This is a genomic window from Brevibacterium pigmentatum (assembly GCF_011617465.1).
Classification (GTDB): Bacteria; Actinomycetota; Actinomycetes; order Actinomycetales; family Brevibacteriaceae; genus Brevibacterium; species Brevibacterium pigmentatum.
This window is the reverse complement of sequence record NZ_CP050153.1, coordinates 2,330,376-2,351,146: the sequence shown is the minus strand read 5'-3', so window position 1 is coordinate 2,351,146 and position 20,771 is coordinate 2,330,376. Positions and strand designations below refer to the sequence as shown.

Annotated in this window: 19 protein-coding genes; 12 read left to right on the top strand and 7 right to left on the bottom strand. The window is 60.4% G+C overall.

What is annotated here, in order from left to right; all coding sequences use genetic code 11:
- Entirely contained in the window at window positions 1-894 is an 894-nt protein-coding gene (locus tag GUY30_RS10575) for a patatin-like phospholipase family protein (protein WP_266096024.1), read from the top strand.
- A gap of 11 nt (window positions 895-905) precedes the next feature.
- Here the strand turns inward: GUY30_RS10575 and GUY30_RS10570 are convergent, their stop codons facing one another.
- On the bottom strand, window positions 906-1,187 hold the full coding sequence (locus GUY30_RS10570; protein ID WP_167197147.1) for a DUF2804 family protein: 282 nt from the start codon (window positions 1,185-1,187) through the stop codon (window positions 906-908).
- Window positions 1,188-1,260: 73 nt separating this feature from the next.
- Here GUY30_RS10570 and GUY30_RS10565 point away from each other — a divergent pair, with 73 nt between their 5' ends.
- On the top strand, window positions 1,261-2,340 hold the full coding sequence (locus tag GUY30_RS10565) for a S10 family peptidase (protein WP_167197144.1): 1,080 nt from the start codon (window positions 1,261-1,263) through the stop codon (window positions 2,338-2,340).
- Between the two features lie 70 nt (window positions 2,341-2,410).
- Window positions 2,411-4,138 (top strand): DUF885 domain-containing protein, encoded by a 1,728-nt coding sequence (locus GUY30_RS10560; protein ID WP_208091404.1) that lies wholly within the window; start codon window positions 2,411-2,413, stop codon window positions 4,136-4,138.
- Window positions 4,139-4,204: 66 nt separating this feature from the next.
- Here GUY30_RS10560 and GUY30_RS17780 read toward each other — a convergent pair whose 3' ends face one another.
- Window positions 4,205-5,134, bottom strand: a complete 930-nt coding sequence (locus GUY30_RS17780) for an amidohydrolase family protein (RefSeq protein WP_208091403.1) — start codon at window positions 5,132-5,134, stop codon at window positions 4,205-4,207.
- On the bottom strand, window positions 5,031-5,711 hold the full coding sequence (locus GUY30_RS17775) for an amidohydrolase family protein (RefSeq protein WP_208091402.1): 681 nt from the start codon (window positions 5,709-5,711) through the stop codon (window positions 5,031-5,033). Before GUY30_RS17775 ends, GUY30_RS17780 begins: the two co-directional genes overlap by 104 nt.
- 266 nt (window positions 5,712-5,977) lie before the next feature.
- On the opposite strand from GUY30_RS17775, the gene GUY30_RS10550 reads away from it, so the two are divergent.
- Genes GUY30_RS10550 through GUY30_RS10540 form a run of 3 tightly spaced genes read left to right on the top strand, consistent with a single transcriptional unit; the run spans window position 5,978 to window position 9,531 of the window.
- Window positions 5,978-6,697, top strand: a complete 720-nt coding sequence (locus GUY30_RS10550; protein WP_323127745.1) for a GntR family transcriptional regulator — start codon at window positions 5,978-5,980, stop codon at window positions 6,695-6,697.
- Window positions 6,698-6,723: 26 nt separating this feature from the next.
- Window positions 6,724-7,884 (top strand): NAD(P)/FAD-dependent oxidoreductase, encoded by a 1,161-nt coding sequence (locus tag GUY30_RS10545; protein ID WP_167197139.1) that lies wholly within the window; start codon window positions 6,724-6,726, stop codon window positions 7,882-7,884.
- Window positions 7,885-7,914: 30 nt separating this feature from the next.
- A complete protein-coding gene (locus tag GUY30_RS10540; RefSeq protein ID WP_167197135.1) occupies window positions 7,915-9,531 on the top strand; it encodes an AbgT family transporter in 1,617 nt (538 codons plus the stop codon).
- 186 nt (window positions 9,532-9,717) lie between these two features.
- Here GUY30_RS10540 and GUY30_RS10535 read toward each other — a convergent pair whose 3' ends face one another.
- Window positions 9,718-10,518: an IclR family transcriptional regulator gene (locus tag GUY30_RS10535; protein ID WP_167197132.1), complete on the bottom strand. Its 801-nt coding sequence runs from the start codon at window positions 10,516-10,518 to the stop codon at window positions 9,718-9,720.
- 76 nt (window positions 10,519-10,594) lie between these two features.
- Between GUY30_RS10535 and GUY30_RS10530 the strand changes: the two genes are divergently transcribed.
- Genes GUY30_RS10530 through GUY30_RS10510 form a run of 5 tightly spaced genes read left to right on the top strand, consistent with a single transcriptional unit; the run spans window position 10,595 to window position 15,678 of the window.
- Window positions 10,595-11,575: a 2-dehydro-3-deoxygalactonokinase gene (locus GUY30_RS10530; protein ID WP_167197129.1), complete on the top strand. Its 981-nt coding sequence runs from the start codon at window positions 10,595-10,597 to the stop codon at window positions 11,573-11,575.
- The gene (locus GUY30_RS10525; RefSeq protein WP_167197127.1) at window positions 11,568-12,182 is read left to right on the top strand and encodes a 2-dehydro-3-deoxy-6-phosphogalactonate aldolase; all 615 of its coding nucleotides are present in this window, start codon (window positions 11,568-11,570) and stop codon (window positions 12,180-12,182) included. Before GUY30_RS10530 ends, GUY30_RS10525 begins: the two co-directional genes overlap by 8 nt.
- Complete coding sequence (dgoD, locus tag GUY30_RS10520; protein ID WP_228281250.1) at window positions 12,164-13,375, top strand: galactonate dehydratase; 1,212 nt, start codon at window positions 12,164-12,166, stop codon at window positions 13,373-13,375. Before GUY30_RS10525 ends, dgoD begins: the two co-directional genes overlap by 19 nt.
- 60 nt (window positions 13,376-13,435) lie before the next feature.
- Window positions 13,436-14,746 carry an MFS transporter gene (locus GUY30_RS10515; protein WP_167197124.1) on the top strand — a complete coding sequence of 437 codons (1,311 nt, stop codon included), beginning with the start codon at window positions 13,436-13,438 and terminating at the stop codon, window positions 14,744-14,746.
- A complete protein-coding gene (locus GUY30_RS10510; protein ID WP_167197121.1) occupies window positions 14,743-15,678 on the top strand; it encodes an MFS transporter in 936 nt (311 codons plus the stop codon). Before GUY30_RS10515 ends, GUY30_RS10510 begins: the two co-directional genes overlap by 4 nt.
- A gap of 11 nt (window positions 15,679-15,689) precedes the next feature.
- Here the strand turns inward: GUY30_RS10510 and GUY30_RS10505 are convergent.
- A protein-coding gene (locus GUY30_RS10505; RefSeq protein WP_228281248.1) for an IS3 family transposase occupies window positions 15,690-16,882 on the bottom strand; the annotation gives its coding sequence in 2 pieces (ribosomal slippage) (window positions 15,690-16,595 and window positions 16,598-16,882; 1,191 coding nt in all).
- 75 nt (window positions 16,883-16,957) lie between these two features.
- On the opposite strand from GUY30_RS10505, the gene GUY30_RS10500 reads away from it, so the two are divergent.
- Window positions 16,958-17,347: an MFS transporter gene (locus GUY30_RS10500; protein WP_208091401.1), complete on the top strand. Its 390-nt coding sequence runs from the start codon at window positions 16,958-16,960 to the stop codon at window positions 17,345-17,347.
- Between the two features lie 154 nt (window positions 17,348-17,501).
- Here the strand turns inward: GUY30_RS10500 and GUY30_RS10495 are convergent, their stop codons facing one another.
- Both GUY30_RS10495 and GUY30_RS10490 read right to left on the bottom strand, forming a co-directional pair.
- Entirely contained in the window at window positions 17,502-18,188 is a 687-nt protein-coding gene (locus GUY30_RS10495; RefSeq protein WP_167197118.1) for a DUF8548 family protein, read from the bottom strand.
- A 360-nt stretch (window positions 18,189-18,548) separates the two neighbouring features.
- Entirely contained in the window at window positions 18,549-20,729 is a 2,181-nt protein-coding gene (locus tag GUY30_RS10490) for a DUF4357 domain-containing protein (protein WP_167197115.1), read from the bottom strand.
- Window positions 20,730-20,771 lie beyond the last annotated feature (42 nt).

The window sequence follows — 20,771 nt, the reverse complement described above, 5'->3', positions numbered from 1 at the left end:
GTGGAGACGACGCGAATCAGCGATACCGCACTCATCTTCGAAGGCGGTGGGATGCGGGCCTCACTCACCAGTGCCATGGCTGTCACCTTGCTCAACGAAGGCCTGTCATTCGACTGGGTCGCTGGCATCAGTGCGGGAGCTTCCACTGCAGTGAACTATCTGTCCGGAGATAGGTGGAGAGTGCGTCGATCGTTCGTCGAATTCGCCAAGGAAGAAGAGTTCGGCGGATGGCGGTACTTCGCTCGTGGGAAAGGTATGTTCCATGGCGAGTACATCTACCAACGTGCTGGTGCACCCGACGAGGCGTTGCCGTTCGACTGGGACACCTACGAGGCAAGCGCCGGCGACATGCGCATCATTGCGTTCGACGCCGAGACCGGCGACGAGGCGGTGTGGTCGAAGAAGGACACTCCGAATATCGACGATCTGATGATCCGTGTCCAGGCGTCATCGACGATGCCGATTGTCATGCCGCCTGTGCACCTTGATGGGCACGTGTACGTCGACGGTGCGATGGGGGAGGACGGCGGAATCGCGTTGAGTCAGGCTCAGCGCGAGGGCTTCGAGAAATTCGTCATCGTCCTGACGCAAGAGCGCGGGTATCGGAAAGAGTCCCAAAGATTCCCGGCAGTCTACCGTGGAATATTCCGCAGGTATCCGGCTTTGGCCGACGCCTTGTTGACTCGCTGGAAGCGGTACAACGAAACCCGCGAACGTATCTTCGAGCTGGAAGCGGAGGGGAAAGCTCATGTCTTTGCTCCCGACCGCATGCCCGTCGACAACAGCACCCGCGACCTCTCTCGCCTGGCTGCGGCCCACCGGATGGGGCTGTCGCAGGCGAGGCGAGAGATGCCGGCCATCCGAGAGTTCCTCGGGGTGCAGACCACAGCGTAGGGGGCCGACCATCACCACCGTCGGTGGACTTCTTCCGCCCATCCGAAGATGTTCTCCACACGATACTCCCGCCCCGCTAGGGACCAGACTGCGCCGGAGAAATGGCCGAATACCTGTTCCTCGCGACTGCTGACGATCTTCTTGTCGAATTCGGAGCGCCGGTGGTATTCGGGGATGAAGGTGAGGTTGACTCGTTCGCCCTTGATTGTCCATGGGGCCATCCAGTCACCGGTGTTGTAGGTCCACTCGAGCTCTTCGCTGATCTTTTCGATCTGGCCGCCCAGACGCAGCACCCCGCCGCCCTACGGCCTCGTCGACAACATTGAAACCACGCTGGCTCATGCCGATCTCGTCTTCATCGACCCGGTGACCACGGGATACTCCCGCACCGCGGAGGGGGAGAAGCCCGAGGACTTCCACGGGTTCACCGGTGACCGAGACGTCGTCGGCGAGGCGATCAGGCTGTGGCTGACTCGGAACAACCGATGGATCTCGCCGAAGTTCCTCGCCGGGGAGTCTTACGGAACCACTCGGGCCGCGGCCCTTGCAGGACACCTGGCCAAACGGCACGGCATCGCGTTCAACGGAATCCTGCTCATCTCGGCCGTCCTCGACTTCGCCACGATCGACTTCACGGAGGGCAACGAGGCACCCTACATCCACTACCTGCCGACCTTCGCCGCCATCGCGCACTACCACGGCAAACACCCCGGACGCGAGCTAGAGGACGTCGTCGCCGAGGCAACGGACTTCGCCTATGGGGACTTCAGCCGGGCGCTTGAGCGCGGACACCGGCTCGCCGAGTCCGAGCGCGCTCGGGTCGGTACGCGACTGGCCGAGCTCATCGGCGTCGATGAGGAGTTCGTGGCGCTGGCCGACCTGCGCATCGATGAGTTCACTTTCTTCACCGAGCTGCTGCGCGACCAGCGGCTGCGGATCGGTCGTTTGGACTCCCGGTTCACGGCGCACCCGGGCAAGGTCGCCTCCGAAGTACTCGGCGACGACCCCTCGTATCCGGCGATCCAATACCCGTACACCGTGGGGATCAATCATCTGCTGCGAGCCGAGCTCGGCTACGAATCGGATCTCACCTACGAGGTGCTCACTGCCCGGGTTCACCCCTGGTCGTACAAGGAGTTCGAGAACTCCACGGTCAACACCGCCGAGGACCTCGCCTTCGCGATGCGGATGAACCCGCATCTCAAGGTTTACGTAGGCTTCGGATATCACGATTCGGCGACACCGTTCGCCGCCTCGGAGCACGTTCTGGCGCACCTGCGGATCTCCGATGAGTCCCATGACCAGATCGTCCGCCGCTACTATCCGGCCGGGCACATGATGTACGTCGACCAGCAGGTCCGGGTCGATCAGCTGCGCGACATCGACGACTTCATCGCGTGGGCATCCGGAGCCGGGGACAAGCCTGCGTCGAACAATCCCCTCTGAGTCAGCTGTGCGGCCCGTCGTCGGGCCGTACGATACCGAACCGATCCCCATCGAGAACAGGAGTGCTCAAGTGTCCAGACAACATGATCGTCACGACGGCCGTGCCGAGGTCTCAGCGACGAGCCGACTGCTTGCCGAGATCATCGACGCCGAATGGACGTGGAGGGAGGCCGAATTCGGGACGCTGTCGCACCGAGCGTCCGTCGTCGACTTCCTGCCCGATGTTTCGGAGAAGGCGCAGCTGCGTCGCCGGCAGATGTGGGAGAAGACCCTCGGCGAACTCGACGCGCTCAGAACCGCTGACCTCAGTGCTGACGAGAAAGTCGACTTCGACGTCTACCACCAGCAGCTGACCACTCTCGTCGAGGCGCAGCGCAACCGCATGTGGGAGCGTCCGGCGACGGCGGATTCCGCGTTCTGGCGTTCGATGGCCTTCGACGCCTATCGCCTGGTGCTCGAGGATGCAGAGTCGGCAAGAGCGTATCTGCGCATGCTCGCCGACATCCCTCGGTACTTCGACCAACAGATCGAGAATATGCGGGCCGGGGTGGCGCGCGGTTTCGGTCCGGCACGCGTGTGTATGAGTGGGCGGGAGGAACCGGTGCGGGTCATCGCCGAAGCCGAGGACGTCACCGAGCTCTCGTTCTTCGGACCGTTTCGACGGATCCCGCCGGTCGTACCCGGGCAGGTTCGCACCGAGCTCCACGAGGCGGCCGCGCATGTCCTTTCGACCGAAGTCGTTTCCGCCTACCGGAAGCTGCTCGATTTCCTGACCACGGAGTATCTGCCGAACCTGCCGGAGTCGATCGCCGCGGTGGACCAGCCGGGCGGCCTCGAGTTCTATCGGTCGCAGATCAGGGAGTATTCGACGACGGAGCTCAGCCCGCAGCAGATCTTCGACATCGGACAAGTCGAAGTGAAGAAGATCCGGGAGGAGATGGACGACGTCGCTGCCGAGCTCGGCTATCCCGGTGACCTGCCGGGCCTGTTCGAGTTCATGCGCACGAGCCCGCATTTCTATGCAACGACGAAGCGTCAGCTGCTCGCCGAGGCCGCGTACACGTGCAAGGCCTTCGACCGGGTCGTCCACCAATACTTCGGACAGCTGCCACAGCAGCGATTCGCGATCATGGAGACACCGGCGGAGATCGCGAAATTCGATACGTTCGGCCGCGGCGCTCCCGACCGGTACCTGCTCAATACGTACAACCTGCCGGCCCGACCGCTGTTTTCGCTGCCGTCACTGACCTTGCACGAATCCGCGCCGGGCCATTCGTTCCAGATCTCGCTGGCCGAGGAGCTCGAGCTGAAGGACTTCCGGCGACTCTATATCTCAGCCTTCGGTGAGGGCTGGGGCCTCTACACCGAGCGGCTCGGTGATGAGATGGGGATGTATGAGACACCGTTCGAACGCATGGGAATGCTGTCGTTCCAGATGTGGCGAGCCGTGCGCCTCGTCGTTGATCCGGGCATGCATGCGCTTGGATGGAGCCGGGAGCAGGCGCAGGACTTCCTGCGGGAGAACACAGCGATCGCCGAACATGAGATCGTCACGGAGATCGATCGGTACATCTCTTGGCCGGGTCAGGCCACGGCCTACTACCTCGGGCAGCTGACGATTCAGCAGCTGCGTCAGGAAGCCGAGGAGACGCTGGGCGAAGACTTCTCGATCAGGGACTTCCACGACACGGTCCTCGGGATGGGCAGCGTTCCGCTCACCGTGCTGCAGGCGCATGTGCGTGCTTACATCCGGGCGGCAGCAGCTAAGCGACAGACTCAGGCGGCTGCCGGTCACTGAGGACCTCGCCTCTGAAGACGTCGACCCCGGCCGGACATGAGTCCGGCCGGGGCCGAGCTATGGCGGTCAGTTCTGGGCGGACTTCTCCTCGGCGACCATGGCCTTCACGTCGTTGCGCAGTTCCCGGGCGTCGTAGACGATGCCGGAGCGCAGGGTGAAGTCGACACCGCCGACGCGGTTGAGGCCGGATTCCTCGGCGCGTAGGTGGCCGTGGCCGTAGAGGACCTTGAAGTTACTCAGCGGGTTGTCCTTGACGATGAGCAGGTCGGCGATCTTGCCGGGTTCGACGGAACCGAGTTCGTCGTCGATGCCGAGAAGCACGGCGCTGTTCAGTGTGGCGGCGCGGACGACTTCGAGGGGGTGGAAGCCTGCTTCGAGGAGGAGTTCGAGTTCTTCGATGAGTCCGAAGCCGAAGACCTTGTAGATGAAGCCCGAATCCGAGCCGGCCGTGACCAGGCCGCCGAGGTTCTTAAAATCGTTGACGAAGGACATCCATTTGACGTAGGCGTGGCGCCAGGCGATCTCGTCCTCGCTCGTCCAGTCGCCCATATAAGAGCCGTGCTTGTCGGCCGAAGGTTGGAAAAACTCCCACAGGGTGGGGGAAGTGAACTCGGAGTGCCATTCAGAGGTGCGCACGCGGGCTGCATCGCGGGACCCGATGTAGATGTTGAAGGTCGGACTCAGTGCGGTGCCGAGTTCGAGGAGTTCGTCGAGCGTCTCCTGCCAGGCGGCGCTGCCACGTTCGGCGGTCTGCAGCCACAGGTGTGCACCTTGGCTGAAGCGCTGGGGTTCGCTGTTGTGGTTGTAGTCGGTGGGCACGTGCTGGAGGGTACGGTCGCGGAACATCGCCTCGGGGATGCCGTACCAGTGTTCGATGCTGTTCAGTCCCCATCTAGCAGAGGTCAGCGCGTTGACCTGCGCGGCCCGACGTTGGTCGTGGTGGCAGGCGGTTCGCAGACCACGTGCCTGTGCCGCTTCGACGGCGGCTCCGAACACGGTGGGGGGAGGTGCCGAAGAACTTCACGCCTTTTGCACCGCGGTCGGCGACCTCGCCGACCCATGCCGTTGCTGCGTCGGCGGTGACCGGGGTGGGCCCGGTGAGGGTTCCGGCGCGCAGGGCGGGGTAGACGTGCAGGCGCGGGGCCGCGATCTCGTTGGCTTCGGCGCGGCGGGCTTCGTTCAGGGTCCAATCGAGGCCGTTGAAGGCGCCGAGTTCGCGGATGCTGGTCACGCCGTGGCCGAGCCAGAGCTTGTAGACGTAGTCGGCGCTCGGTGCCTGCTCGGGTTTGCCGATGTGGGCGTGGGAGTCGATGAATCCTGGCATGACGTAGGCGCAGTCGAGGTTCATGACTTCGGCGCCGTCGATCGAGGGACGTTCGGTGAGGCCGCTCGCACCGTTCGGTTCCCAGATTCCGGTGATCCGGTCTCCGTTTACCACGATGTCTGCGGGACCGTACGGTGCGGCTCCAGTGCCGTCGACGATCATGACGTCTCGGAGGATGAGTGTGTCGAATGGTCCGGTGCCTGATGCTCTGTCGGTGGCAGGGGTTTGAGCTGGGGATCCAAACGTCATCGGTGGTCTCCTAAGGATCTCGGAATTGATCGGCGCACTCGTCTTTGAGATGTTCGATTCAATTCACACTATCCGAGTATTCGCTGGTCAGCACTATGAGCTCGCCAGACAGAACTCGTTCTCATTCCGAACTCGTACGCGGCCAAATCGGTGGTCAGCCGTGAGGCTGCGCTAAAGCTCTCGTCGTTGCAAAGACGGTGCTGCCAGACATTGGGTAACGATGTTCCGTCTCTTTTGAATCTCAGCTTGTTAGGACAAGTGTATAGATGTATTGTCAACCTATGGACGATTTGTTTCGGAGCATTCAGCGAGACCTCCAACGGCAGATCCGCTCAGGAGAACTTCCTGAAGGAGCGAAACTCCCCAGCGAGAATGAACTCTGCACGCGGTACTCGGTGAGTCGGCCGACGGCGCAACGAGCTCTCAACGAGCTTGCCGCCGATGGGGTCGTCGTACGCCAGAAGGGACGCGGGACATTTGTCGCGACCTCGCGGAAGCAGATCAATCTGCTGTCGTTCACCAACCCGGCCGTGGCCCGTCACGGAGGGCCCGGACGGCACGAGGTGCTCTCGGCCCAGGTGACCGTCGCTTCCGACGCGGTGCTGCCGCTTCCCGGAGTTGAGGCCGACACCGCAGTCACCGAAATCGTCCGTCTGAAGTTCGATGCTCTCGATCGTCCGCATGCGTTGGAGACACACGTCATCCTGTTCTCCGCTGCCCCGACGATCCTTCGCCAGAAGCTCGAAGACCTCGTCATCCTCGACCACCTGCAGTCTCGTGAAGTCGAAGTGGATACTATTCGCGTCTATCTGGAGCCGACACTAGTCAGTGACCGTGAAGCCCAACTGCTCACGTGCGAGTCGGGAACACCGGCTCTGAGGCGTCGCCGTGAGCTGCGTGCACCAGACGACCAAGTGCTGGAGACGACAGCAACCTTGGTCCGACCGGGGACCTCCGAATTCTTCATCGAACTGCCCGCCAACTGACAACGAACGAATACAGAGGACCTCATATGCACATCATCGTCATCGGCTCGGGGATGCTCGGGCTCAGCACCGCCGACAATCTGGTCATGTCAGGTGCCGACGTCACGCTCGTCGATGCTCGAGACCTGGGTGCCGGCACCTCCGGCACGAGCTTCGCCTGGACGAACGCCAATGGAAAACTCGACCCCGCTTATCACGAACTCAATATCGCCGGAATGAAAGAGCACTCCCGACTCGCCGACACTCTGCCGGGGCCGCGCACGTACCATCGATCGAGCGGACTGCAGATGGCCGATGCGCGCCAGGCACCGAAACTGGAGGAAAAGATCGCTCGCCTCAGCGAGCTCGGATATCCATCAGAGCTGCTCTCAGCCGATCGCGTAAGCGAGATCGCCGGAGACATCTCAGTTCCTGAGAACATCGAACTGATCGCGCATTTTCCATCAGAAGGATATGTGGTCACCGAACAGCTGCTGCACAACCTTCGTGCACACGCTGTCGAACATGGCGCGAAGCTGGTCAGAGGAACAGTCACCGAGGTGGACGAAGGTGGCGCTCAAGTCGAGGTCCACCTCGGCGACGGACGTGTGCTCTCAGCAGATCGAGTCGTGCTCGCCACAGGACGCTGGACGCAGGCGCTGGCTCAAGCCTCAGGATTCGAGACTCCGATGAACGATGAGATTGGTCGGGGATCTGCGGTGACGGGTCTCCTCGGCTATGTGAAGACGAACTCGACGCGGGTGAAGGCAGTCGTGCACACGCCCGAGCTGAATCTGCGACCGGGGGAGGACGGAACGATCGTCGTCCAGGCTCTCGACCTCAACCCGCAAGTCGACCCTGCCGCCCCACCAACTAACGAAGGACCATTTGCCAAGGAAATGGCAGAGAGATTCACTGCGGTGACCAACGATTCAACGCCCAGCCTGATCGACCTTCGCGTGAGCTATCGGTCCCTGCCTGCCGACGGTTTCACGATCGCCGGATTCGCGGCGGGGCTATCTCGTACCTACTGCCTCGTCACTCACAGCGGGATCACGCTTGGCCCGCTGCTCGGCCGTCTGGCTGCCGAGGAGCTCGTCGCCGACAGCCAACAGGACTTGCTTGAGAATTTCCGCCCGACCCGGTTCAAATATGCCACGGCGACCGTCGGCCACCTGGGCCCGCCACTGCAGCTCGGCGATCAATAACACCACTTTCATGTCGATCAAAGGAGACCGATGACTTCACGAATCACCGCCGAACCCATTGCGCCGGAGCGACTCCCACTGCTGTATCGAGCGATCGGCTTCATCGAGCGGATCGGAAATCTGCTTCCGCACCCGTTCTGGCTGTTCTGGATCATGGCTCTGCTGCTCGGCATCGTCAGCTGGGTGCTCTCGGCGGCCGGTGTCTCAGTGACGCTGCCCGAGTCCAATGAGGTCGTCGAGGTCAAAAACCTGCTGTCGACCGATGGTCTCAAGTACGCCATCGAATCGGCGCTGGACAATTTCGCATCCTTCCCGCCCCTGGCGGTCGTGCTCGTGGTCCTACTCGGTGTGAGCGTCGCTGAGAAGAGTGGCGTGCTCGAAGCCCTCATCCGGCTGACGATCATCAGGTTGCCCAAACGGTGGGTGACTTTCGCGATCGCCTTCAGCGGAATGATCGCCCACATCATGGGCGATGCGGCCTACTTGGTGATGATCCCGTTGGGAGCGATGGCCTTCAAGGCTGCGGGACGGAGCCCAGTTCTCGGCGTGATGGTGGCTTACGCATCTGTATCCGCCGGTTTCAATGCGAGTCCACTTGTCACTCCCTCCGATGCGATCCGCTCTTCGCTGGCGTCGGCTGCGGCCCGGACAGTCGACTCGAGCGCTTCGATCACACCGGTAGCAACCTATTTCTTCTCGGCCACCTCGTCGCTGCTTCTCGCCGTGATCATCACCCTGGTCGTGGAACTCGTGCTCGCACGCCGAGAGGACTTCAAGGCCCCGGCAGAAGAAGCCGCGAACGACGGTGGAAATGCCGACAGCGAAGCCACCGCCAGTGAAGCCACCGGACACGGTCGACCCGTGGAGGAGCGCACCGAGTCGATTTCTCTCGACAACAGCCAGACTCACGGCCTGTTGCGGGCAACGGCAGCCGGAGTGGTCTTCATCGGCGCAGTGGTCGTCATCCTGCTGCTGCCGGACTCACCATTCATCGAATCCGGCCAGCCGCTGGTCGAATCGATGGTCCTCGATAACATCGCGATCTTCATCTCTCTCTTCTTCACTCTGGCGGGGATCGTCTACGGATACAGCACCAAAGCATTCACCACTCTCAGAGCTGTTCCTGACGCGATGATCGCGGGTGTGATCAATCTAGCGCCCGTCATTGTCCTCTTCTTCGCCGTGGCCCAATTTCTTGCATACTTCAGCTGGACAGGAATCGGCTCGGTACTTACAGTCAACGGCGCAGATCTGCTCCAGAGGCTCGAGGCCCCACACCTGGTCGTGCTCATTGTCATCATCGTCGGAGTGGCGTTTGTCAATATGATCGTGACGAGTGGTTCGGCGATGTGGGCGATTTTTGCGCCCATCCTCGTACCGATGATGATGTACTACGGTGTTCGCCCTGAGGCCGCTATGGTGTCGTTCATGATCGGAGACTCAGTGACGAATGCCGTGACACCGATGAGCGCCTATTTCGTCCTCGCGCTCGGATTCGTTCAGCGATATCGTAAGGACGCGGGGATCGGCACACTCATGGCCTTCACGGTTCCGCTTTCGCTCGCGATCCTCATTGGCTGGGGTCTCTTCTTCTGCGTGTGGTATTTGCTGGGCATTCCGCTTGGCCCCGGGGTTGTTCTTCACTGATTTTGGAATCTGTGCTGGCCGACCGCGCTGATGGGGTCAGAGCGCCCCGTGAGTATCTGCGGGCTCGGCGGTTCAAGATGGTGATTCCAAAGAAGAGCAACCCGGAGGTACCGCGGGCATCGTGGCGGTCATCGACCAGCGTTCAGCGTCGTCATCGACCGACCTACAAGAATTGCGGGGCCCGCATTAGTTGCGACCGCCTAGCCGGTCGCGATCGGCGCCATACCCCAACTTCACCGAGATCTCTTTCGCCGCAGCCTTCATCACCGGCACCAACGCCTGCATCCGATCCTTCGGCATGAAGGGACGCGTCGCCGACAGTGAAATTCCGGCGACGATGTCTCCGCTGCCGTCCCGAACCGGAGCAGCCACACACCGGATCCCCGGCTCATTCTCCTCGAGATCGAGTGAGGCTCCGTCTCGGGTGTAGCCCTGCATCCGCTTGACGAATGCATCCACCGCAGCGGAGTCCGCACCAAGGTTCTCTGCAACGAACAAACGCTCCCACCGGTCATACTGCCCAAGCAACAGCGCCTTGCCGACACCAGTGCGAGTCATCGGCATCCGGTGGCCAATACGTGATCGCATCTCCGCTCCACGTGTGCCCGGAATTTTGTGGAGATAGAGCACCGACTCACCATCCTCGACCGAGAGATGGATCGTGTCCTGAGTCCGTTCAGCCAACGCCTCTAGGCTTTCCCTGGCTACGACCGGCAGCGGATCCTGATTGAGTGCGGTGAAACCATACTCGATCAGCGTCGGCCCGAGCCGAAACTCTCCTGGCGACCCATGCCGCAGATACCCCATCTGCACCAACAGCTGGATCATCCTGTGTGCACTTGACCGACCGATACCCGTCGAATCAACGATCGACTTCAGCGTCGTCGAGCCATGAGCCACGGCGCTGACGATCTGCAGCCCTCTGGCCAGGGTCTGAGTGCCCTGCGGGATGGCTTCGCCGATAACAGTTCCAGAATCCTCGATCATCACCCCAGTATGTCACCCATCCCACATATAGGGACACCGGTGGCGCATAGTGGAACACGTGCCCATAGTGGCTCTTATGGCAAATCTGGCACCACCCGAGGCCCCACAGATGATCGGCCTCGACTGGGGAACGAGCTCGCTGAGAGCTTTCCTCATCGGCAGCGACGGACAGGTCCTCGCAGAACGCAATGGTTCCGACGGCATCATGGCCGTCAGCTCCGACACCGCGGACCTCCGAGGCGACTTCTCCCGAATCGCTGAAACCGCGGCCGGTGATTGGCTCACCAGCTACGGCCCCCTGCCGATGTTCGCCTGCGGAATGATCGGCTCAACACAGGGTGTCGCCGAGGCGGGCTACCTCGAATTGCCCACCGACCTCAGCGACATGGGCGGGGAACTGACGACGGTCAACCTGACGACGGGTGACCTCCACATCGTTCCCGGCCTGCAGAAAACCCCGACCGAGGCGACCGCTCCCGACGTCATCCGCGGGGAAGAGACCCAACTGCTCGGCCTCCTCGGCGAAGAAGAGGACGAACCCAGCACGGTGATCCTCCCTGGTACCCATACCAAATGGGTGAGCTGCCACCGACAACGAGTCACCGACTTCACCACCTCGATGAGCGGAGAGCTCTTCGGCCTGCTCAGCACGTCATCAATCCTCAGCCGCCTCGCTGAACCCACCGCGGGCTTCCACTCCAAGGCCTTCGATTGGGGACTGAACGTCGGAGGCGACAACCCCGCCGCATTGACGTCCTCAATCTTCTCGGCCCGAACCTGGGCCCTGAACGGACGCCTGCGCGCCGAAGAGATCAACGACTACCTCTCGGGAATGCTCATCGGCGCCGAGGTGGCTCACCAGCTCACCGTGGTCGCTGAGTCGAGCGCCCCCGTCGTCGTCTGCGGGACCACAGATCTGACAAAGCGCTACACCCGCGCACTGCACCGAGCGGGCCGAGAGACGATCAGCGCGGATCCACGCGCGGCCGCCACCGGACTCTTCCGCATCGCTGAACACTCCGGCCTCGTGCCGATTAAGGAGAACTCCCATGCCTGACTCAGTTCCCGCCGGCCTCATCGCCATCCTCCGCGGCGTCCGTTCCGACGAAGTCCTCGACATCGCCGAAGGCATCGTCGACGCAGGTTTCTCCGCCATCGAGGTGCCACTCAACTCGCCCGACCCACTTGCCTCGATTACGGCGTTGGTCGAGAAGTTCGGAGACACACTGGAGGTCGGGGCCGGCACGGTGCTCACCGCCGACCAGGTCCACAAGTGCCAACAGGCAGGCGCCCGCATCATCGTCGCTCCCGACACCGACTGCGACGTCATCACGACCGCACTCGAGCTTGGGCTCACCCCATACCCAGGTGCGGCGACCCCGACCGAAGCGTTCGCCGCAGTCAAAGCCGGCGCCACCAACGTCAAGCTCTTCCCATCTTCGGCGGTGGGTATCGGCGGAATGAAAGCCTGGAGCGAGGTGTTGCCTACCGGCACCGAACTCTTTCCCGTCGGGGGAGTAGGAGTCGACAACGCCGCCGAATGGCGGGGCGCCGGAGCCGCGGGCCTGGGCCTGGGGTCCTCGCTCTATCGCCGAGGCGACCGCCCCGACGACGTCCGCACCCGGGCCCAGGCGATCGCCTCGGCGTGGGTGCACACCAACTGAACACCGCTCCATCAACGACAACATCCGAACGAAAGGCCAGACCAATGAAGATCACGTCGATGACGACGTACACAGTGCCGCCTCGGTGGCTGTTCCTCAAAATCGAAACCGATGAAGGGATCGTGGGATGGGGCGAACCCATCATCGAGGGTAAGACCGCGACTGTGGCCGCCGCCGTCGATGAGCTCTCCGACCTGCTCATCGGCAAGGATCCGGCGAACATCGAGGACCTGTGGACGATCATGTACCGCGGTGGCTTCTACCGCGGTGGCCCCATCCTCATGAGTGCGATCTCCGGAATCGATCAGGCACTGTGGGACATCAAGGGCAAGGCGCTTGGCGAGCCGGTTCATCAGCTGCTCGGCGGGAAGGTCCGGGATCGGATCCGCACGTATTCGTGGATCGGCGGAGACCGTCCAGGCGACACCGCCGCAGCCGCACTCGAGACGAAGAACCGCGGATTCACCGCCGTGAAGATGAACGCGACCGAGGAGCTGCAGTTCATCGACTCGTACACCAAGGTCGACCAGGTCATCGAGAACGTCCAGGCGATCCGGGAAGCCACCGGTGAGGACTTCGGCATCGGTGTCGACTTCCACGGTCGAGTGCACAAGCCGATGGCGAAGGTCCTTATCAAGGAACTCGAACCCTACCGGCTGCTCTTCATCGAAGAACCGGTGCTCTCCGAACACTTCGGTTCACTCCGCGACGTCATGGCGAACACACCAACGCCGATCGCGCTGGGGGAGAGGCTCTTCTCTCGGTGGGACTTCCGTGAGGTGATCGCCTCCGGTGCCGTCGACATCATCCAGCCGGATGTCTCCCACGCCGGTGGCATCACAGAGACGCGGAAGATTTCGATGATGGCCGAAGCCTACGATGTGGCACTCGCACTGCACTGCCCGCTGGGGCCGATCGCACTCGCCTCCTGCCTGCAGGTCGATGCCGGCAGCTACAACGCCTTCATTCAAGAACAGAGCCTGGGAATCCACTACAACACGAGCAACGACCTGCTCGACTACGTCACCGACCCATCGGTGTTCAACTACGACGAGGGCATGATCGACATCCCCTCTGGACCAGGTCTCGGCATCGAGGTCAACGAAGAGTACGTCATCGAACGATCCGCCGAGGGGCACCGGTGGCGCAACCCGATCTGGCGGCACACCGACGGCTCCTTCGCGGAGTGGTGACACGACGGTATCGGTAGGAGAGAGGGGTGTTCAACGATGAGCTCAAAGATTGAAACTACAGTGTCGCGACGCGTAGCCTCGCCGGGACGAGCCCGGTGGTGGATTCTCGGATGGCTGCTCGCAGCGATGATGATCAACTACATGGATCGATCGTCACTGTCGATCGCAGCCCCGCACATGATCGACGAACTCGGTCTGACCGCCGCGGACATCGGGCTGTTGGGTACTGCGTTCTCACTGACATACGCGTTCTTTCAGCTGCCAGGTGGATGGCTGACCGATCGTCTCGGTGCGAAGCCGGTATACGTCATGGCGTTGGGGTTCTGGTCGATCGCCACTGCGCTGATGGCTTTTGGCCACCACATGTGGCATTTTATGGTGTCGCGAGTCCTGCTCGGAGTCTTCGAAGCCCCGGTATCGCCTACTTCAGCGAAGATAGTCGCCGAGTGGTTCCCACCCCGAGAGCGCGGAGCTGCAGTCGGCGTCTACGACTCGGGAAGCAAATGGGGACCCGCCGTCGCTCCGCCGATCCTCACCTTCCTCATTATGGGCTTCGGTTGGCGAGCAATGTTCGTCATCCTCGGCGTGCTTGGTGTCATCGTGGCAATAGGATTCTGGGCCTTCTACCGTTCTCCGGAACACGATCGCAGAGTCTCGGAGGCTGAACTCGAGCACATCCGCGCCCGAGAGGAAGACGACAACGCCCCAACCGGCCATATCCCGTGGTTGAAGCTCTTCACCAAGCCCCAAACCTGGGCAATGGTGCTGGGATTCGTCGCCGTCGTGTGGACACTGAACATCTTCGTGACCTTTCTGCCCCTGATGCTCAACGACATCTACTCTGTGGCCGATGCCGCACTTGGGTGGTACACGGCGATTCCATTCGCGGTCGGAGGCATCGGCGGTATCCTCGGTGGCTGGTTCACCACGAAGTATTCGCGGGTGCGAGACCAATTAGCTCCTCTGGTCTGCAAACGACAGATCGCTGCAATCTATGGCGGCGCGCTCGCCGTATGCTCGATCCTTGTCGGAGTCACTACCGGCCACTTTGTTCTCCAACTGTCGGCAATGAGTCTTGCGCTGTTCTTCTGCGGTGCACTGAGCGCCGTGGGGTGGTCAATCCCTGCTGATGTGGTCACTGGTAGTCGCGTCGCCTCACTGGGATCAATCCAGAACTTCGGCGGCTACTTCGCCGGTTCACTCTCGCCTTGGCTCACCGGAGTCTTGGTGACAACCACGGACTCGTACCTCGTTCCTTTCCTCCTGGGCGCCGTTGTCGCAGTGATTGCGGGAATCACCTACCTGCTCCTGCTGCGTGCCCCGATCCGGGTGACCAGCAGCTCACCAAAAAACGGAGAACCCACATCATGACGAAACTCGACACCGCAGTCACCACTCGCCCCACTCGGACCCGCTACATCATCGCGGTTCTGCTCTTCATCACCGTCGTCATCAACTACATGGACCGGGCAAACCTGTCCATTGCGATGCCGGCACTGTCTCAGGAATTCGATCTCACCACGGGGCAGCAGGGTCTGCTGCTCTCGGCATTCGGATGGACATACGCTGCGATGCAGCTTCCTGGCGGATGGCTCGTCGACCGGGTCCGACCGCGGGTGCTCTATGCGTCGTGCCTCGTGCTGTGGTCGCTGGCCACTCTGTTCATGGGCATGTCTGGCGGCTTCATCGCGCTCATCATCCTGCGACTCATGGTCGGCGGGTTCGAAGCACCCGCCTACCCCATCAACAACAAGGTCGCGACCGCATGGTTCCCGGAGCGCGAACGCGGTCGAGTCATCGCTTTCTACACCTCCGGTCAGTTCATTGGACTGGCGCTGCTCACACCGGTGCTGTCGTGGCTGCAGACCGTTCTGACCTGGCACTGGGTGTTCATCCTTACCGGTGTTGTCGGCATCATCTGGGCCGGGATCTGGTGGTTCGTCTACCGGGAGCCGCGCGACAAGGCCGGCGTCAACCAAGCTGAGATCGATCTCATCGCTTCAGGCGGGGGACTCGTCGATGTCGAGAGCGGAGTGAAGAAGGAGGCCAAGCCGAAGCTCAAGTGGTCCGACGTCAAGGTCGTGCTGACGCGGCGGAAGCTGTGGGGCATCTACCTCGGACAGTTCTGCCTCACCTCGACCCTGTGGTTCTTCCTCACCTGGTTCCCGACCTACCTCGTCGACTACCGAGGAATGGACTACATCGAGTCGGGCTTCATGGCATCGCTGCCGTTCATCGCGGCGCTTGTCGGAGTGTTGCTCTCCGGTACGGTCTCGGACCGGGACTGGTGCAGAGAGAGGTGACAATCGGGGTGTCACGCTGCGACTGCAGGTGACTCAATAATTGTTTCGTACTCAACAGGTGTCAAACGACCCAACCGAGCTTGCCGCCGACGTCGGTGATACGTCCGCTCAATCCACGTCACGATCGCGAGCCTCAACTGCTCTCGGCTCGCCCACCGGCGACGGTCGAGGACATTCCTCTGCAACAGAGCGAAGAAGCTCTCCATAGCCGCATTATCGCCAGCCGCGCCGACGCGGCCCATTGACCCGACGATGCCGTGGCGGGCCAATGCGCGGGTGAATTTCTTCGACCGGAATTGGCTGCCGCGATCGCTATGGACCACGCATCCGGCCACGTCACCACCGCGACGGGCCACAGCCATCTCGAGGGCATCAACGGCCAAGCGCGCCTTCATTCGGGCCCCGATGGAGTAGCCGACGATCCGCGAGGAGTAGATATCCTTGATCGCGCACATGTACAGCTTGCCCTCATCGGTGCGATGCTCAGTGATATCGGTTAGCCACAGCTGATTCGGTCCATCGGCCCGGAACTCGTGGCGGGTGCGCCCATCGGCGTCGGTAACGACACACAAGTCGTCGTGAACAGGTGGGCCGGGCTTCTTCCCATTCTTGGCCCGGGCCTTGCCGAAGACCGAGAACCAGGCGTTATCCGAGCACAGCCGCCATGCGGTGCGTACCGCCATGGGCTCGCCGGCGATCTCAGCTTCGTCGGCAAGATACCGGTACCCGAACTCGGGGTCGTCTCGGTGGGCGTCGAAGAGGGCGTTGGCCCGATACGCCTCATTCACCTCGGCTTCGGGGACAGGGGCCGCCAGCCATCGGTAGTAGGGCTGGCGGGAGAGCTTGAGAACCCGGCACGACACCGCCACGGGGATCCCGTCGGCGGCGAGCTCTCTCACGAGCGGGTAGAGCCTTTTGACGGCAGATTCGCCTGCGACAGGTAGGCGGCAGCCCTGCGCAGGACCTCGTTCTCCTGTTCGAGCAGACGGGTTCGACGTCGCAGCTCGCGCAGCTCGGCGGACTCGTCCGTGGTGTTTCCGGGCTTGTTGCCGGCATCGATGTCTGCTTGGCGGAGCCATTTCGCGATGGTGCCTTCGTGGACGCCGAAGTCCTTGGCGATCTGGGCGATCGTGGTCTTCTCGTCGCGGTTCAAGGCGACGCGGACGACGTCGTCGCGGAACTCTTTCGGATAGGGCTGTGGCATGGTGTCAATCCTTCCAGGCTTGCCTGTGAACAAGCCAGATCAGATGTCCCCAAACCCTGCATCAGTCCCGACCTCATGGTCAAGAAGGGGCTGTCGCTGGGGATGGCACGGAAGCTGCCGATCATCATTGGTCTGGCGATGACGGTGTTCATGCTCGGCGCGAACTACACGGACTCGTCGGCTTTGGTCATCGTGTTCATGTCGATCGCGTTCTTCGGTAACGGATTCGCCTCGATCACCTGGTCACTGGTATCTGCGCTGGCACCGGAACGACTGTTGGGCCTGACCGGAGGCATGTTCAACTTCATCGGCAACCTTTCATCGATTGCCACCCCGATCGTCATCGGATTCCTCGTCACCGACGTCGACTTCGCCCCGGCCTTCGTCTACATGGCGGCGGTCACCATCGTCGGTGTGCTGTCGTACGTGTTCCTCGTCGGCAAGGTTGAGCGCGTGGAGGAGTAGCGCGAACTGCTTCGCCCCATGTAGGAGAGGCTTTCTGCAGTTGGATTCCAACACTGACCGCGGAAAGCCTCTTCGTGCTGTTAGCGCTCGGGCATCCAACAACAAAGATTCTGTTGCCAACGACGGGGTCGAAATCTGACTAGTTGGCCGGGTACTAGTCGACGAGTTCACGGCCCGACGCTGCTCTCCATGCAATGTGATCTAGCGCGCGTGGTTCGACATCGAGCGCTTTTGCAGTCTCGGTGAGCAGATCCACTGCTCGCTCGCCTTCAACGTCAGCTTCTTCTCCCAGGGCTTCCGCGAGAAAACGAAGGACCATCCGATCAGGTTTGATTGACTGCATGCCGGCCAGGATGAGCAGGTAGTTGTAGGTCACCCCAGAGCTTTGACTGGGCAGGCGTTTCCAGCCGTGGTAAACGTAATTGTTCGTGAGCTTACCGTCGACGGCAGCGACAAGATCAGGGACTGTGTCGATGTCTTCATGAACCAAGAGGTCGGCAGCTTGCTCAATGATGTCGGCTTTCAACGGAGCGCCAGACCTCGTATGGGCGGGTTTGAGGTTCTCTGCAATGGTAGTTGCCCAGTTTCGAGCACCGCCTACCTTCTGGATGGAGGCTGCTAAGTCCTTGGCTCCGTGACGTTCGCCGCTTGGAATGCTCTTGTACCGTTCGATGACATTCACAACCGACGAATAGTGTGATCCGGTTGAGTAGATCGAATCGATTATGCACAACGCGAGGCTGTTGGGGTAGCCATCCGGTGTCTTCCAAAGATGCGGATCCCCAAGGTTGGTTTCGCAATACTCGACCAAAGTCTTGATCTCTTCGTCTGTGACGGCCACGGTGTTGCTCCTTTGTACTCTTAAGCCTAGAGATGAGCCTATGGGGAGCCACTGACACGGGCACCATTGATTCGTGAAATCCGACCAGATCCAACCCTGGCGGCCCAAATAATTTCGTGGTTCTTCCGTGTCCGAAGACTGTCGACACAATTGCTCCGGAAGGGCCACACATGCGCATAGTCTTCGAACAGAAATTCGATCGCGCAATACAGTTCGTGGCTACAAGGTGAACGCTATAGCGAAAAAGACCGCAAATCAGCTCTTTCTCTTTGTTGCAGTCTGCCATCAGCTTCCGAAATAAGAAGCTCCCCCGTTGTAGCGCAAGCAACTGAGTCACTGTTCTGGAGGAATCATGCGTCGTTATTCACTGCGCTCGTCTTCTTCAGAAACGTCGAACGTTTCGAACTTAGAGCCATCGTCTGTGGAAGTGTCCTCTTCTCCAAGGCTCACGACATAATCAGTACGCCGGTCATGTAGCGATTCTTCGGTATCTTTAATCATCCAAAAGGTCCACCCGTTCGAGTTAGACCCTCGGATGAAATACGCCGCTGCTGATGGGGTCTGGAAAGAGGTGTCGTCGACGAAGAGTCGTCCATCTTGCGAGACGAATGCCGAGCGGTTCTCATATTTCTGACTACGTGGCACGAGCTCGGTTCCTGCATCAATCCAGCCCGAATTGACTAACTGAGCGACGTCTACGTTGCTCGTCGTAGGCGGGGCCTCAGGTTCTGCCGGCAACCCTACATGAGCCGCTGGTACGGGCCAGATCTCCAGGATTTGGTCGATCAACATAGAGGTCCGTTGCCTGATTGTTGACTCATTCCATATGTCGAAGCTCAATTTTAGAGCGTCTTTGGTGATGAGGACATCATCGTAGGTAAGGAAATGCTCGCGTTTAGTCTCCCAAGAGCCGTTGCTAAATCTGGAGTTCAGTATTTGAGTAACCAAGGTGAGGTTTCCAAGTTGCTGGAGGCTCTGGTCGCGAACAAGCTCTTCATCTTCAGTAAGCTCAGCGGACCAGTGTTTACGCCATTTTTGTGGCATGAGATGCTCAATTGTGCCCTTTCCGCGAACTATCGGGCCCATCGTGAGCTGCTTTCCATCCGGGTACCCGCGGCGGTGATCCTCCAGTGCTTCGAACACCATTCGGAGTCGATCGCGTCGATATTTGGTGTAGGCAGGAGCATCAATAAGAGCTTCACGAACTTCAGCGTCGTCCGGCCAGTAGCCGGAGCCTGTGTGATTCGTGGACAGATAATCTTGAGTTGATTGGACCAGCTGGCCTACCGACGTATGACTCAAACGTCGTAACAGGTCGATGATGAACCTGTTCGATCCTTTTGTGCTGGCTTTGACTAAGGACCTTCGGACGAACCAGCTTTCAAGAATTGCAAGTATCTGATCGCGTTCAGACGGGGAAATAGCAGACTGTTCTGGTTCGTCCAGCCAGATCAGAAGTGGGCGAGCGACCTCGGAGTCTAGTAGGCCAACACGATAGCTGAAAAGCTCCACGCGAGATAATACTCCATTGGCATTCTCCGAGGCCTCGATCACTGAGCGATACTTGTCAGCTGCAGTTCGGATTTGCCGCAAGATGGATTGCACGTCGTTTGCGGATGTCACCACGTAGTGCTTGAACTGGGCGAACACCTCACGGATGGGAAAGTCGTTGAGAGTTCGTGCGACCAGCCATTGCCACAGAAATAGGGAAGAGCGAGTGTTCTTGATGCGTCCGGAAGTGATCGACCGCTCCCACCATGGCGTCTCAAAGTCGGCCCAATAGTCATTGTATGCCTGCTCGGCTTTTTCGCTGGGTCCCGAGAATTTTTGAAAGACAAAATTCTTGATGAGATCCGCTGCCGACAGTGGAGTCCCTCGAGCGTTTAAGGTCTCAAATATAGCTTGCGCGTCTTCGTCTTCGTCTAGGCGGATACTGGCAATTTCGAGCCGATCCATAATGCAGGCTACAAGCATCCTGCCCTTGCGCTCACTTTCGCCGTCATCGCCCAGCCATTGGTCGATAGAATCAGAGAAGAATTTGTGGGCTTCGCCGAGACGAGATTGGCCGAAAGTTGCATAGTCAACGGGCTCTGGTGCAGACATGACAGATGCGAAAGCGTGTCTGTCGCGATTAGTCGGCCAGAGCTTGAACTGATCGTTGTCAGCAAAGCGATAGTCGCTGGGATTTTCAATCAGTGCTTGTACCTGCCCTGCCAATTGGACCCAAGAACGGTTCACTAACTGACTGTGCAGAGCATCCAATAGCAGCTGTAAAGTTGTAAGCCGCTGTTGGCCATCGATGACGCTCCAGGTTGGTAGGTCGCCCAAGCCAGTCGGAACCGATTGAATGACGATCGCTCCGAGGAAGTGTGTCGCTGAGGCATTGTGATTTTTGATGATCTCGATCAGGCGAGTTATGTCGGTCCAGAGGGGTTCCCACTGGTCCTCCTTAGACCAGACGTACGGCCGCTGGAACAGGGGAACAACAAATCGCGTCGGATTGTAGAAAATATCCTTAGGTTTGACGACGTCAGTTTTCACGCGTGTATTCCTTTCGACCGCTGGGGAACCGGTACATTTTAC

What these genes read in the sequence shown, in the direction of transcription:
- GUY30_RS17775 (WP_208091402.1), bottom strand. Translation starts at nt 5,711, where the DNA reads ATGACGTTTGGATCCCCAGCTCAAACCCCTGCCACCGACAGAGCATCA.
- GUY30_RS10550 (WP_323127745.1), top strand. Translation starts at nt 5,978, where the DNA reads ATGTATTGTCAACCTATGGACGATTTGTTTCGGAGCATTCAGCGAGAC.
- GUY30_RS10545 (WP_167197139.1), top strand. Translation starts at nt 6,724, where the DNA reads ATGCACATCATCGTCATCGGCTCGGGGATGCTCGGGCTCAGCACCGCC.
- GUY30_RS10540 (WP_167197135.1), top strand. Translation starts at nt 7,915, where the DNA reads ATGACTTCACGAATCACCGCCGAACCCATTGCGCCGGAGCGACTCCCA.
- GUY30_RS10535 (WP_167197132.1), bottom strand. Translation starts at nt 10,518, where the DNA reads ATGATCGAGGATTCTGGAACTGTTATCGGCGAAGCCATCCCGCAGGGC.
- GUY30_RS10530 (WP_167197129.1), top strand. Translation starts at nt 10,595, where the DNA reads ATGGCAAATCTGGCACCACCCGAGGCCCCACAGATGATCGGCCTCGAC.
- GUY30_RS10525 (WP_167197127.1), top strand. Translation starts at nt 11,568, where the DNA reads ATGCCTGACTCAGTTCCCGCCGGCCTCATCGCCATCCTCCGCGGCGTC.
- GUY30_RS10510 (WP_167197121.1), top strand. Translation starts at nt 14,743, where the DNA reads ATGACGAAACTCGACACCGCAGTCACCACTCGCCCCACTCGGACCCGC.
- GUY30_RS10500 (WP_208091401.1), top strand. Translation starts at nt 16,958, where the DNA reads ATGGTCAAGAAGGGGCTGTCGCTGGGGATGGCACGGAAGCTGCCGATC.